The sequence below is a fragment of the Nitrosarchaeum sp. genome (assembly GCF_025699065.1).
In the GTDB taxonomy this organism is placed as follows: Archaea; Thermoproteota; Nitrososphaeria; order Nitrososphaerales; family Nitrosopumilaceae; genus Nitrosarchaeum.
In genome coordinates, this window is the sequence record NZ_JAILWF010000002.1 from 157183 (window position 1) to 170292 (window position 13110).

The 13110-nt window shown below is 33.0% G+C and carries 16 protein-coding genes and 2 tRNA genes; 10 read left to right on the forward strand and 8 right to left on the reverse strand.

Annotated features, from left to right (window positions below):
* Positions 1 to 3: 3 nt before the first annotated feature.
* Together K5782_RS03125 and K5782_RS03130 are read right to left on the reverse strand one after the other, a co-directional pair.
* Entirely contained in the window at positions 4 to 852 is an 849-nt protein-coding gene (locus K5782_RS03125) for a formyltetrahydrofolate deformylase (protein WP_297463961.1), read from the reverse strand.
* Positions 853 to 909: 57 nt separating this feature from the next.
* Positions 910 to 994 (reverse strand) — tRNA-Leu (locus K5782_RS03130).
* Between the two features lie 47 nt (positions 995 to 1041).
* On the opposite strand from K5782_RS03130, the gene glmM reads away from it, so the two are divergent.
* From glmM to infB, 6 genes are read left to right on the forward strand one after another with little or no spacing between them, the layout of a single operon-like run.
* Entirely contained in the window at positions 1042 to 2412 is a 1371-nt protein-coding gene (gene glmM / locus K5782_RS03135; protein WP_297463962.1) for a phosphoglucosamine mutase, read from the forward strand.
* A gap of 41 nt (positions 2413 to 2453) precedes the next feature.
* Complete coding sequence (rpl7ae, locus tag K5782_RS03140) at positions 2454 to 2840, forward strand: 50S ribosomal protein L7Ae (protein ID WP_007549575.1); 387 nt, start codon at positions 2454 to 2456, stop codon at positions 2838 to 2840.
* Positions 2837 to 3049, forward strand: coding sequence for a 30S ribosomal protein S28e (locus K5782_RS03145; protein ID WP_297463963.1), 213 nt, complete (start codon positions 2837 to 2839; stop codon positions 3047 to 3049). The genes rpl7ae and K5782_RS03145 overlap by 4 nt, the downstream gene beginning before the upstream one ends.
* 9 nt (positions 3050 to 3058) lie before the next feature.
* On the forward strand, positions 3059 to 3262 hold the full coding sequence (locus tag K5782_RS03150; RefSeq protein ID WP_007402359.1) for a 50S ribosomal protein L24e: 204 nt from the start codon (positions 3059 to 3061) through the stop codon (positions 3260 to 3262).
* A 2-nt stretch (positions 3263 to 3264) separates the two neighbouring features.
* Positions 3265 to 3666 (forward strand): nucleoside-diphosphate kinase, encoded by a 402-nt coding sequence (gene ndk, locus K5782_RS03155; protein WP_007549576.1) that lies wholly within the window; start codon positions 3265 to 3267, stop codon positions 3664 to 3666.
* Positions 3667 to 3671: 5 nt separating this feature from the next.
* A complete protein-coding gene (infB, locus tag K5782_RS03160) occupies positions 3672 to 5453 on the forward strand; it encodes a translation initiation factor IF-2 (protein ID WP_297463965.1) in 1782 nt (593 codons plus the stop codon).
* Here infB and trxA read toward each other — a convergent pair.
* The 4 genes from trxA to K5782_RS03180 form a co-directional block, all read right to left on the reverse strand.
* Positions 5450 to 5854 carry a thioredoxin gene (gene trxA, locus K5782_RS03165; protein WP_297463966.1) on the reverse strand — a complete coding sequence of 135 codons (405 nt, stop codon included), beginning with the start codon at positions 5852 to 5854 and terminating at the stop codon, positions 5450 to 5452. The genes infB and trxA overlap by 4 nt on opposite strands.
* 71 nt (positions 5855 to 5925) lie before the next feature.
* Entirely contained in the window at positions 5926 to 6072 is a 147-nt protein-coding gene (locus tag K5782_RS03170) for a hypothetical protein (protein ID WP_297463967.1), read from the reverse strand.
* A 23-nt stretch (positions 6073 to 6095) separates the two neighbouring features.
* Entirely contained in the window at positions 6096 to 7742 is a 1647-nt protein-coding gene (locus K5782_RS03175; RefSeq protein ID WP_297463969.1) for a CFI-box-CTERM domain-containing protein, read from the reverse strand.
* 78 nt (positions 7743 to 7820) lie between these two features.
* Entirely contained in the window at positions 7821 to 8237 is a 417-nt protein-coding gene (locus K5782_RS03180; RefSeq protein ID WP_297463970.1) for an archease, read from the reverse strand.
* 386 nt (positions 8238 to 8623) lie between these two features.
* On the opposite strand from K5782_RS03180, the gene hisS reads away from it, so the two are divergent.
* Positions 8624 to 9904 carry a histidine--tRNA ligase gene (gene hisS / locus K5782_RS03185; protein WP_297463972.1) on the forward strand — a complete coding sequence of 427 codons (1281 nt, stop codon included), beginning with the start codon at positions 8624 to 8626 and terminating at the stop codon, positions 9902 to 9904.
* Here hisS and K5782_RS03190 read toward each other — a convergent pair.
* Entirely contained in the window at positions 9885 to 10550 is a 666-nt protein-coding gene (locus K5782_RS03190; RefSeq protein WP_297463973.1) for a translation initiation factor IF-6, read from the reverse strand. The genes hisS and K5782_RS03190 overlap by 20 nt on opposite strands.
* 137 nt (positions 10551 to 10687) lie before the next feature.
* Between K5782_RS03190 and K5782_RS03195 the strand changes: the two genes are divergently transcribed.
* The 3 genes from K5782_RS03195 to K5782_RS03205 all read left to right on the forward strand — a co-directional run bounded on the left by K5782_RS03195 (position 10688) and on the right by K5782_RS03205 (position 12084).
* The gene (locus tag K5782_RS03195; protein WP_007549584.1) at positions 10688 to 11242 is read left to right on the forward strand and encodes a ferredoxin family protein; all 555 of its coding nucleotides are present in this window, start codon (positions 10688 to 10690) and stop codon (positions 11240 to 11242) included.
* A 130-nt stretch (positions 11243 to 11372) separates the two neighbouring features.
* Positions 11373 to 11915: a ferredoxin family protein gene (locus K5782_RS03200; protein WP_297463975.1), complete on the forward strand. Its 543-nt coding sequence runs from the start codon at positions 11373 to 11375 to the stop codon at positions 11913 to 11915.
* An 85-nt stretch (positions 11916 to 12000) separates the two neighbouring features.
* Positions 12001 to 12084, forward strand: a tRNA-Ser gene (locus tag K5782_RS03205).
* 3 nt (positions 12085 to 12087) lie between these two features.
* On the opposite strand, the gene K5782_RS03210 is transcribed toward K5782_RS03205, so the two are convergent.
* Complete coding sequence (locus K5782_RS03210; RefSeq protein ID WP_297464076.1) at positions 12088 to 13038, reverse strand: replication factor C small subunit; 951 nt, start codon at positions 13036 to 13038, stop codon at positions 12088 to 12090.
* Positions 13039 to 13110: the final 72 nt, after the last annotated feature.

Here is a 13110-nt window from a genome sequence, read left to right on the forward strand (position 1 = left end):
ATTTCACTTTGACTTGACATGAACCTTTCTCCAACGAACTTCAAGTTTGTTTTCTAGGTGCATTTTTGTGGCTTTAAGCAAAGTGTCTGCTTCTAATTTTTGACCTTTGGATTTAATTTCTTCTAAAGAATCATCTGGATCAACTTTAAAAGAATCTTGGAAAATTATTGGTCCTTGATCCAAGTTTTCCGTTACATAATGGGCAGTTACGCCAACTATTTTTGTTCCTCTCTCAAAAGCTTGTGCATATGCAAGTGCACCTGGAAATGCAGGTAAAAGTGATGGATGAATATTGATTATTCTATTTGGATATCTCCACACAAAATTTGGACTAAGTATTTTCATATATCTTGCAAGGACAATTAGATCAATTTCGTATTTTTTACAAATTTCTAATATTTTTTCTTCAGCTTTTTCTTGATTTGATTCTGAGATTGTAATAAATGGAATTTTGGCTTTTTTTGCTATTGATTCTAATGTTTTTTCAGTACCTATTATTACTGAAATACATCCTTTCAATGATTTCTTTTTAGCAGCATCTAGTATTGTTTCTAGACATCGTGGTTCTTTTGTAACTAGTATTGCAATATTTTTTTCAGAATTTGTTTCATGATGTGTACTTACATCCATTTTCTCTTTTTTTGATAATAATTGAATTCCAGAATCGAATTTTTTTACATTTACTATCTTTGTAAATGATGCTTCAAGATACATTCCAAAAAGACCTTTGACAACATTTTGATTTACTTTTTCAATGTTTCCACCGTTCTCAAATACAAAATTAGTAAATGCTGCAACAATTCCCTCTCTATCTTTGCCAACTACTGTAATGCCAATCACTGTCTTTTTCATAACTTTTTTTGATCACTATTTTCTCATTATTAATCATTCACAGAAATAGACAACCAATGCGGGAGGTGGGATTTGAACCCACGAACTCCTAAGAGATAGGGTCCTAAGCCCTACGCCTTTGACCAGGCTGGGCGACTCCCGCATCGGACTTGCCATTAAACACAAATTTATCTATTATTGAAGTGAACTATGGCAAAATTTTTTGGAACAAATGGCATTCGCGGTGTTTTTTCTAAAGATTTTAGCTTAGAATTTGTACATGATATGACATTAGCAATTGCAACTTATTTCAAATCAGGACCAATATTGGTTGGATATGATGGAAGAGAATCAAGTCAAATAATTGCAAAAGTTGTATGTTCTGCAATAAATTATACTGGACTTGACTGTAATAATGCAGGACTTGTACCAACTCCATGTCTTGAATATGCTGTAAAGAAACTTGGATATTCTGGTGGAATTATGATTACTGCATCTCATAATCCTCCACAATATAATGGAATTAAACCCGCTGCAAAAGACGGTGTAGAAATATCACGAGAGGATGAATTGATAATAGAAGATATTTTTTTGAATAAAAATTGGATAAAAAATCCAAGTAAATTTGGAACTACAGGTAAAGAAAATAGAGCAATTGATGTTTATGTTAATGGAATAATTTCTCAGATAGATTCTCAGAATATAAAATCAAAACATCTGAGAGTTGTTTTGGATTTAGGAAATGGAGCACAAGCAGTTACTGCACCTATATTTTGTAAATCAGTAGGATGTGAAATATTTTTAATTAATGATAAAATTGATGGACAATTTCCTGGGCGTGGTTCTGAACCAACTCCTCAAAATCTTTCTAAACTTTCTAAATCAGTTAAAGAAAATAATGCAGATTTTGGAATTGCATTTGATGGTGATGGAGATCGAAGTATATTTTGTGATAATAACGGAGAGATTCTTACTGGTGATAAATCTGCTTTAGTACTTACAAAATTCCTTTTACAAAAAAATCCTAATTCTCTAGTTGTTACTTGTTTGAATTCTGGTTCAAATATAGAACTTGTTGCAAACGAGTTTAATTCAAAAGTAATTCGAACTAAAGTTGGAAGTGTAGAAGTATCACGCAAGATGGTACCTACAAATGCATTAATTGGTTTTGAAGAAAATGGAGGATTTATGTTTGGAAAACATAATCAGGTAAGAGACGGTTGTATGACTTTAGCTTTGATGATGGATCTTTTAGCAAAATCTGAAAAAACACTATCTGAATTAATTTCTGAACTTCCACCCTCTTTTACAACAAAAGATAAAGTTCCATCTTCTCAAGATGATTCTAAAAAACTAATAAAATCACTAAAAGAAGAATTTCCTAATTCTGATATAACTGATGGAATCAAAATTACAATAGATTCTAAAAACTGGGTTATGATAAGACCCAGTGGTACGGAACCCATCATTAGAATATACGGAGAAGCTGAAAGTCAGCAAAAACTAGATACTTTGATGTCAAAATACATTCAAAAAGTCAAGTCTGTCATTTCCGATAACACTTTTAAAACCAATCCATAGCATGATGGGAATGGAGAATGATCCCTAAAGGGTGACATAGTATGGGTAAAGCTTATTATGTAAAATTTGAGACGCCAGAGGAACTGGTAAATCCAATCTTGGAAGCTGTTAGAGTTGCATCTACCAGTGGTAAAGTAAAGAAAGGAACCAATGAGGCAACAAAAGCCATTGAACGAGGTACAAGCAAACTTATCGTTATCGCTGAAGATGTTGAACCACCAGAAGTAGTAGCACATCTTCCTATTTTATGTGAAGAACAAGGTGCAGCATATGCATTTGTTCCAAGTAAACAAGAATTAGGAAAGTCTTTGGGCATTGACATTACTTCTGCCGCTGCAGCAATTTTAGATGCTGGTGATGCACAACACATAGTTGACCAAGTTGTCTCAGCAATTGCTAAAATTAAAGGTGGAAAGTCTAGCAAATGAGTACTATAACTGATGACGTAACTCAATCTGAAATTATTCAAATTGTTGGTAGAACTGGTATTGCAGGTGAAGTTATTCAAGTTAGAGTAAAAGTTCTTTCTGGTAAGGATAAGGGTAGAATTCTTACAAGAAATGTTAAAGGTTCTGTTAGAATAGGAGAAATTCTTATGTTAAGAGAAACCGAGAGAGAAGCAAAGAAAATTCATTAGGTGAAATAGATGAGTCTTTTAGTTAAACCCTGCAGTTTTTGTGCTAGACCGGTTGCAAAAGGTTCAGGTACAATGCTTGCAAAAAATGATGGAACTGTTTTATGGTTCTGTTCAGCAAAATGCAAGAAGAATGCTCTAGAACTAAAACGTGATCCAAGAAAATTAAAGTGGACCAAAAAATACGTCAAAGGCGGAATTCAACACAAGAAATAAAATTGACTGAACAAACCCTTTTCATTGTAAAACCAGATGCAGTAGCTAGAAAACTTACTGGTGAAGTTATTGCGAGATTTGAAAGAAAGGGATTCAAACTTTTAAAATTAAAGATGTTTACATTTACACAAAAACAAGCTGAAAATTTTTATGGTGTACATAAAGATAAGCCATTTTTTGGCGAACTGACATCTTTTATCACATCTGGACCTGTAGTTGCAGCAATAATCGAAGGAAACAATGCAATTGCAACCACGCGAATTATGATTGGCGCAACAAAATCCTTTGAAGCAGCACCCGGTTCTATTCGTGGCGATTTTGGATTAGGCTTTAGTGACAATATCATTCATGCATCTGATTCACAAGAAAGTTTTGATCACGAATCGAGGGTAGCATTTGAGTGATCTGATTGCAAATTCGTCAACCCATCGTGGTAGTTTTAGGTCACGTAGACTCTGGTAAAACATCTCTCTTAGATAGAATTAGAGGCACTGGGGTTCAAGGTAGAGAAGCTGGCGGAATTACTCAACATATAGGAGCAAGTTTTCTTCCTACTGAAACAATTAAAGAAACATGTGGACCATTATACAAAAAATTACAAGAGTCGGAAAATCAGGTTCCTGGAATTCTAGTTATTGACACACCTGGACATGAAGTCTTTACAAATCTTAGAGCACGAGGTGGTTCTGCCGCTGATATTGCTATACTTGTCGTTGATGTTAACAGAGGATTTCAACCTCAAACAAATGAAAGTCTAAAAATTCTACAAAGTAGAAAAGTTCCATTTGTTGTTGCACTAAACAAATGTGATCAAATATCAGGATGGAGAAAATCCGATACTAAATTTATTACAAAAGCAATCAAAGAGCAAGATCAATTTATTCAAACAGATCTTGATCAAAAAATCTACGATGTTGTGGGAACTCTATCTATTTTGGGATATCAATCTGAAGCGTTTTATCGAGTTAAAGATTTTAAATCTGAAATTGCAATCGTCCCAATTTCTGCAAGATCTGGAGTTGGAATCCCTGAATTACTTGCAGTATTAGTTGGATTAACTCAGCAATACTTGCAAAAAAGATTAGATCAGAAAGAAAAAGAATCAAGGGGAATTGTACTTGAAGTTAACGAAGAAATAGGATTAGGGCATACGGCAAATATAATTTTGATTGATGGAAGTATAAAAAAAACTGATACCATTGTGGTTGCAAAAAGAGATTCTGTCATTATAACAAAACCAAAAGCAATTCTTTTACCAAAACCGCTTGATGAAATGAGAGATCCTAGAGATAAATTCAAACCAGTGCAAAGTGTAGATGCAGCTGCAGGACTCAAAATTGCATCCCCTGATCTTGAAGGAGTTTTACCAGGTAGTACTCTTTATGTTGCATCAAATGAAGATGATGTAAAAAAATATACTAAACTAATTGAATCTGAAATGAAATCAGTGTTTATTGATACTGAGACTAATGGTGTTGTTTTAAAATGTGATACTATAGGTTCTCTTGAGGCAATAGTTGAGATGCTACGACGTTCTCAAGTACCAATTTCGAAAGCCGACATTGGACCTGTTAATCGTCGTGACATAATGGAAACTAGAGCAATAAAAGAAAATGATCGACACTTGGGAGTTGTTTTGGCATTTAATGTAAAAATTCTTCCTGATGCAAAAGAAGAATCTGAAAGTGGTCATATCAAAATTTTTGAGGACAAAATAATTTACAGTTTAATTGATAACTACAATGCATGGGTTAGCGAAGATACAGCAAATGAAGATGACGCAATATTTGCAGAACTAACTCCAATTTCTAAATTCACATTCCTCAAAGGTTATGTTTTTAGAAATACAGATCCTGCAGTATTTGGAATCAGGATTGATGTTGGAACATTAAAACAAAAAGTTCCCTTTATGAATAAAGATGGAAGAAAAATTGGTTTAGTACATCAGCTTCAATTAGATAAAAAAACTGTAACTTCTGCAAAAGCAGGACAGGAAGTTGCATGTTCAGTTCAAGGCATAACAATTGGTAGACAAATTTTTGAAGAAGAAATATTTTACACTTTTCCTCCTTCACATGAAGCAAAAAAAATTCTTGCTAAATTCATGCATAAACTAAGCTCAGAAGAACAAGAAATTTTCAATGAAATTATAGAAATTCAACGTAAAAAAGATGCAGCTTACGCTTACTAGTTTGAATATTTTTTACAAATCATATGTATTCCAGGAGCACCAACTGCACCCATCATTTTATCGACGATTTGTCCAGATTTGAACATGATAAACATTGGAATTGACTGAACTGCAAATTTCATTGCAATATTTTGATTTTGATCTACATTAACTCGCGCAAATTTTATGTTTGTATATTTTTTTGAAAGACTTTCAAATATAGGATGCATACTTTTACATGGACCACACCAATCTGCCCAAAAATCAACCAGTGTAGGATTTTCAGCAGCAATTACTTGATTAAAATTTGTACTATTTAGATCAATTATTCCTGGTTGAATATGCGACTGATTCTGTTGTCTAAGTATCTCTTCTAGTTTTCTTTGTTTTATTTTCTCAATTTCAGGATCATCATCTGACAATAATTCTCATCAGTTTGATTCTATTAAAAAATCTATGTTGAATTAAAAATAATTTTTTTACAGTATTTTTGCTAATCTTTTTCTGTTTTAATTGGCATAGCTTCATATCTTCTAGATTGACATATTGGACACTGATCAATGTATTTTGTCATGCTGACAGACGTGTAAACAATTCCACAATCACCACAAATTCTAAGATTTCTACTTAGTTTGCCCATGTTAGTGATAGTGTTCATTATGATTAAAAACTTAGTCGTGTTTTTGCCTTTTTAATACCAAAAAATAACATAACTGGTGCTACAAAATACATTCCAATATTCATTAGAATTACTCCAATTCCATATCCTATAATTTCTTGTTCTGTATCAGCTGATGACATTATGGATAATGATGATAACATTGGAGTGATTCCAACTTTTACCAATTCTTTAAACATTGGATTTTCTCTTTCCATATCTGCAATTGTAGGTGAGAAAGAATAGTAAAATTGGTTAAATCCAGTCATAAATGAAACTCCAGATGATGTGCTCATCACTTTATTGTCTCTAATTTCTCTGAGGAATTGTACTTGTGGTGCCATCTCAGAACCATATGCTGCTGTAGCAATTAGGCATCCTCCTCCTTGAGTATTATCCATGATTGTGCATATCCCATCAACTAGATCTGTTCCTGGTCCACATTGTCCACTTTCTGGTTCTTTGGTTTCAGATTCTTCCAGTCCAACTGCATCATAAATTGTCATATCTGGAAAGTTTTCATCAAACCATTTTTTGTAACTTGGTTCATTATTGTATCTGTCAATGTAATATTGTGGATCTAGGTTTGGATCAACAAAAGGAGCTATCTCTTTTGGTTCTTCCAAACCTACTGCTTGATAAATTGAGGAATACTCTGGAAAGTTTTCATCAAACCATTTTTTGTAACTTGGTTCATTATTGTATCTGTCAACATATGACTGTGGATCTCTTGTAGGATCCACAAAAGATGCTAATCCAACTGGTTCTTCCAAACCTACTGCTTGATAAATTGAGGAATACTTTGGAAAGTTTTCATCAAACCATTTTTTGTAACTTGGTTCATTATTGTATCTGTCAACATATGACTGTGGATCTCTTGTAGGATCCACAAAAGATGCTAATCCAATTTCTGTTGGTTCAGGTTCCTCTATTTCTGGTTCTGGTACGGGTTCAGGTTCACTTTTTGGTTCTGGTTTTGGTTGTGATATTGGAGCAGCTGGTTCAGTTACAGTGATTTTCAAAGTTTTTCTATCTTCAACCACTCCTTTTTTTACTACAATATCAAAAACATATGTTGCAGGACCCTGAGATTCAGTAGGAGTCCACAAGAATTTTCCTGTTTTACTATCAATTGATGCACCAGTCGGTGGATTTTTTTCAAGACTAAAAACTACATCTGCAAGTGATTCAGTTAATGTTGCAGTAAAAGTTACTGTCTTTTTTTCTTCAACTATTTGATCTGTGATTGTGTTTAGTTTTAGTACAAAGTCTGGTACAACAAAAATCTTATCTCCGTCATATTCTATCTTAATTGTAATTCCATTTTCTTCTTTTTGATTATCTGTAAATGCAGTTGCATTGAAAAATCCTTTTGATTTGAAGAATTGTGATACGTCTCTTGGTAGAGTTGAATATGTTCCATCACTATCTGATGATGGATCAGATAGCATTCCAATAAAATCACCTATTGAATCTCTTATGATTACAAAAACTGAAGTGCCTCCCTCATCTTCATTTCCAATAAATAGAAATTTTCCATCCTTTGGGTATGTATTTTCCCCCAACGATAATGTTGTAACGTCTGCATAAGCTGGAACAACTATGATGATACCTAATGAAAACACGAAAAATACAGCTAATTCTATGCGCATAATGTGAGATGTACATCTTTGCTTTTAAAAAACGCGGATAATTTCTTCTATGGATTTGATAATAAAATTTCACCAAATTCAAAGATCAAGTAGAAATCTCATAAACACACCATTTTTTTGTTCAATTTTCATTTCATAAAATGTGGGTGCTTTAATCTCTACTTTGAAATTGTGTTTTAGAAAATCAAGTGGTTCGCCATAAGCTTTGGCATTAATTTTATAGTCTTTATCTTCTTTAATCTCAAGTTCTATTCTTTTAATTGCAAAACCTTCAGTGATTAAAACAAAGGTAATTTCTTCTAACCAACTAAATAAAAGATAGTTTAGGTCTTTTCCTTGTGCAATGATTTCTTTTTGTTCAATCTCATCTACTTTATCTTGATCTAGTGTAATGTTGATTACAGCATTTGCAGAAACTAAAAACGCTTCTTTGAGATCTTTTGCGATTACTTCGATAAAGGCATCTGTTGCATGTTCTAAAAATTTGTAACTCACTCATATTTTTGAAATCTTGCTAATTATTAATTTAGATGGTCATTAAATTACATTCTAATGACTTATTTCATAATGATTTGACCAAATTTATGTGCTTTTTTAATATTGAGTTTTAAAATTATATCTAACATAAGGAAGATGACTTCAAGGAATTTGCAATTAATTGAAATTAAATCTACCTTATGTTAAATATGTGAAAATATTATTCTAATATATATTGTTGTGAAAATTGTTGAAATAATAAAATTTGAATTTTTAATTTTATTTCCTTGTAGATACTGTTTGATCAATTATGTCATTTTTAGAAGAAAGATTTGAAAAACTGCCTAGTTTTGTATCGTTGTTACAGAAATATCTAAATTCACATTATTAACAACACAATTACCTTGGAATTGCCACGTGGAATGAAAGATTTTGAGTATCAAGAAAATGCAAATATTGAACACATTAGAAGTCATTTCAAAAAATTATCTGATCTTTATGGATTTTCATTTATGGATCCATCTCCAATAGAATTATTATCTGTTCTAGAAACAAAGTCAGGACCTGCAATCAGAGATGAAATTTACTATTTTAAAGACAAAGGAGATAGAGAAGTAGCATTACGTTTTGATTTTACAGTAGGCTTGACAAGATATGCTTCTATGCAAAAATCAATGAGATTGCCTGCAAAAATATCTGCTTTTGGTGGAGTATTTCGATATGATGAACCTCAAAAAGGACGGTATCGCTATTTTCATCAATGGGATATAGAAATTTATGGAAAACCTGGATTGGAATCTGATGCTGAAATTATTGAATTAACATCTAGATTATTTGATTCCTTATTACTCAAAAATATTACAATTGATATCAATCATAGAAATTTGGTTGAATCATTTATCAATCAAACATTTGATTCAAAAGATATTATTTTAGTATCTGATATGCTCAGAGCAATTGATAAAATACAAAAGAAATCAAAACAAGACATTCTAAATGAATTCAAGGATAGATACGATGAAAGCAAATTAGAAAAAATTTTAGAATTTTCACAAATCAAAGGAAATATTTTGGAAGTAGAATCAAAAATTGATACAACAAATTTAGAATCATGGGATGAACTAAAACAGTTATTCTCTTCTTTAGAAAACAGAGGAGTTGCAAATATACGCATAAATTTTGGAATAGTCAGAGGACTTGATTACTATTCTGGAATGGTCTTTGAGGTGTTTGACAAAAATTCAAAATTAGGTGCACTAGCTGGTGGAGGTCGCTATGACTCGTTGACAAAGGCATTTGGAAGAGATGACATTGGAGCTGCGGGTGTTGCAGGAGGTGTAGAACGTATCATGCTTACAATGCAAGAACAAGGAATCGTTGCAGAAACAAAACAAAAACGTATTTCTGTTTTATACATTAATGAAGACATGCAAAAGGTAGCAATTAGCATTGCATCATTACTAAGATTAAATAATATTTCTACTGATATTGATTTGTCTGGGAAAAATCTGAAAAAGCAAATTGAACAAGCATCTGAATCAAAATATTGTATTATAGTAGCTCCTAAAGAACTTGAGCAAAGTAAAGTTGTTTTACGAAACATGCAAGATGGAACAGAATCTCAAATTGAAATTGAAAAACTTACAGATGATCCAAAATCCATTCTTAATTTAGAAATGCTCTAGTTAACATCATAATTTCAGGACCGCTAGTCAAGGATCCAACAACTACCGTATGATTATTCACAACAATTCCTGACATAACATATGGAATACCATTATTAACGGTGGTTTGTTCTATTTTTACGCCCATTATATTTGCAAATGTCTTCATGTCTTCTTCATCAGCTTCTGGGTGAATTGCAGCACCCGAATTATTTGCAACCATTACTGCTCCTGTTTGATTAAACCCTGCGATTCTTTTTTGCAAAACTTCTACTCCTAATACCTGTTCAATTGTCTTACAATCGTCTTTTGATAACCATGGTGATACTATAGCCCCTTTATCATTAGCACAAATCACATTACCAAGTGCAGAGTATTTTGAATCCAACACGCCAATTTCCATCTTTGTCTCTTTTTTTAGAAATTCATATTCATCCATATACGTAGTCTTTGGAAGTAGAATTCCATTGTTATTCATTACGATTAATGCTCCTAAAAGACGAGTATTTGCAACAGAAGAATAAATAATTTCAGTCTTTAGATATTCTGCAAGTTTTTCAGCTTTGGTTTGAGCAAAACCCATAGGAAGCAAAAGAAAATCATCATTTGTGTTTATGTAAACACCAATGTTTGGACCTCTATACACATCAAATTTGATAATATCCATTTTTTGTAATTATTCTTCAAACGATATGAACGTAAGGAAATTTTAAATGAAAATGAGCGCAGGTCTTTTATTATAGTTAAGTTTAGTCTCGACTAATTTTGTCTAGCTTTAAATAATATCTCAAAGAAAGTTGTTCTATGCCAATAGCAGAAAATTTTCCAGAAGGATTGAAACCAATTGGAAAAATTAGTCACTCAGATGGCCAAAACTTTCATTGGGTTTGGGGTCCTGGTAAAACAAAAAATACTGACGGATCACAAGCTGAAGTATTTGCTGATGCCGATGTTGTAGCTGCTTATGCTGCTCGTGGTGAAAAACAAGTCCCATTAGGTATTAGCGGTACTATGGTTGCAGTTGATTGGGATTCTTGTGTTGCAGATGGTGCATGTATTGAAGCATGTCCAGTACAAGTTTTTCAGTGGTATAGAACTGAAAAAGACATTCCAAATACAGAAGCAATAAATGCAACTTTTGCTGGAACCGGAAGTTCAGTTAAAGAAGAACGAAAAGATCTAACTGATAAAGCCGATCCAATCCGAGAACATGATTGCATTTGGTGTATGGCATGCGTTTCTGTTTGCCCTCCTCAAGCTATCAAAGTTGATCAATCAAACTTGGAAGCTCATGAGAAAGCTGCAGGAACTTATGTGAAAATAGAAGCAGGCACTGCTAATCCACATGCACATGATTAGATTTTTTATTCAATTTTCTTTATTATAATTTCATATTTTTAGTTAAAATCTTTAGAAAATTAAGATCTATTATAGTTTAGTCTCAACTAATTTTGTCTAGATTTAAATAATATTCAGATCAATATTTTGTATGGCAGATTTAGTAATACCTGAAGATTTTTGTCACGACCAAAAACCAGTCGGAAAAACTAGTCATGGAAATGGCGAGAACTTTCATTGGATTTGGGGCAAAGGAAATCCAGATGGTGCAGCATTTTCAAACGAAGATGTAAAAGCCGCGTATGAAGCTAGAGGAGAAGAACAAGTTCCTCTTGGTATTCACGGTACAACAGTTGCAGTCGATTGGGATTCTTGTATTGCAGCTGGATCATGCATGAGTGTATGTCCAGTTCAAACATTTCAGTGGTATAGAACTGAACAAGATATTCCAGCTAAAGATGTAGTTGGTAAAGTCTTTGAAGGTACTGGAAAAACTGAACAAGATGAACGATTAGATTACACTGACAAATCACAACCAATTCGAGAACATGATTGTACAGTTTGTATGGCTTGTCAGGAAATATGTCCTACAGGTGCTATTAGAATTGAACAAGCAAACTTGGAATGGCATGAGAAAGCAGCTGGTACATTTGTTAAAATGTCTGGTGGCGGCAACCCACACGCACACGATTAAAGAAATTAATTTCTTTTTTCTTATTTTTCTATGATTTTATTTTCAATACTCAACAAATTTTAATCACTGTAATTCATCACTTCTTGCAGAGGTCGCCTAGCTCGGTAGGGCGCGGGCCTTGAGAGCCTGTGTGCGCAAGCACCCGGGGGTTCAAATCCCTCTCTCTGCGTTTTTATTTTTCTAATTTTCCTAATTCAGCTAACATAGCTGTTAATTGAATCTCAGGATTTGCCCCAATTAAAATTCTATAATCGTATTTTGCAATCACTTCTAAAATATCTGAAATATTATCATGTTTTGTTTTGAATACTGCGGAATTTAGATACTTTAGAAAATCTGATTCTGACATTCCATAAACTTTAGTTAATTCAATCATCTTCTCTCTTGCATCTACAATTTTTCCAGATAATGCCATTTTTAGAACATTATCTACATCACTAGTTTTTGTCAATCCAGCTGATGATTTTACATTTTCTTCTGAAATCTCACCTATGCTTGCAGTTGCTTGCATCAGATTAATCGCATGTCTAAGATCTCCTTCAGAATAGTCATAAATTGCTTTTAGTCCTTTTTTATCACTTTTTACTTTCTCTTTTTTAGCTATGTTTTCCAGATGGTTAATTACATCTTCTTCAGGAATAGATGTAAACTTGAAGGTGGCACATCTGCTTTGAATAGGATCAATGATTTTTGAGATATTGTTTGCAATTAGAATAAATCTACAATATTTTGCAGTATCTTCTATTATTCGTCTTAGCGCTGTTTGTGCATCAGATGTCATTTCATCTGCCTCATCAAGAATAATTATCTTAAATGGTACATCTACCATTCCTGCAAATCTTGAAAACTTTTTTACTTTTTCTCTAACCATACCTATACCTCGTTCATCTGAGGCATTTAGTTCAAGGGTATAGTCTTTAGCATATTCCCCAAGAATTTGTCTAGATATGCATAAGGCTGTTGTAGTCTTACCTACTCCAGCAGAACCTGAAAACATTAGATGCGGCATATCTGTAGGGTCTTTAATTAGAGCTTCTAGACTACCGATAATTTCTTTTTGATTTACTATTTCTGAAAGCTTAGAGGGGCGATACTTTTCTACCCACATGCCTGTTGATAACATGTGATCTTCTGGTCTAATTCCCACTAATAAATCGAAATTAATAGGATCAATTGATCTAACAAAATAGTGAAT

Excerpts from the sequence above, each read along its gene's own strand:
- K5782_RS03125 (WP_297463961.1), bottom strand. The coding sequence starts at position 852 with ATGAAAAAGACAGTGATTGGCATTACAGTAGTTGGCAAAGATAGAGAG.
- glmM (WP_297463962.1), top strand. The coding sequence starts at position 1,042 with ATGGCAAAATTTTTTGGAACAAATGGCATTCGCGGTGTTTTTTCTAAA.
- rpl7ae (WP_007549575.1), top strand. The coding sequence starts at position 2,454 with ATGGGTAAAGCTTATTATGTAAAATTTGAGACGCCAGAGGAACTGGTA.
- K5782_RS03145 (WP_297463963.1), top strand. The coding sequence starts at position 2,837 with ATGAGTACTATAACTGATGACGTAACTCAATCTGAAATTATTCAAATT.
- K5782_RS03150 (WP_007402359.1), top strand. The coding sequence starts at position 3,059 with ATGAGTCTTTTAGTTAAACCCTGCAGTTTTTGTGCTAGACCGGTTGCA.
- K5782_RS03170 (WP_297463967.1), bottom strand. The coding sequence starts at position 6,072 with ATGGGCAAACTAAGTAGAAATCTTAGAATTTGTGGTGATTGTGGAATT.
- K5782_RS03175 (WP_297463969.1), bottom strand. The coding sequence starts at position 7,742 with ATGCGCATAGAATTAGCTGTATTTTTCGTGTTTTCATTAGGTATCATC.
- K5782_RS03190 (WP_297463973.1), bottom strand. The coding sequence starts at position 10,550 with ATGGATATTATCAAATTTGATGTGTATAGAGGTCCAAACATTGGTGTT.
- K5782_RS03195 (WP_007549584.1), top strand. The coding sequence starts at position 10,688 with ATGCCAATAGCAGAAAATTTTCCAGAAGGATTGAAACCAATTGGAAAA.
- K5782_RS03200 (WP_297463975.1), top strand. The coding sequence starts at position 11,373 with ATGGCAGATTTAGTAATACCTGAAGATTTTTGTCACGACCAAAAACCA.
- K5782_RS03210 (WP_297464076.1), bottom strand. The coding sequence starts at position 13,038 with ATGTTATCAACAGGCATGTGGGTAGAAAAGTATCGCCCCTCTAAGCTT.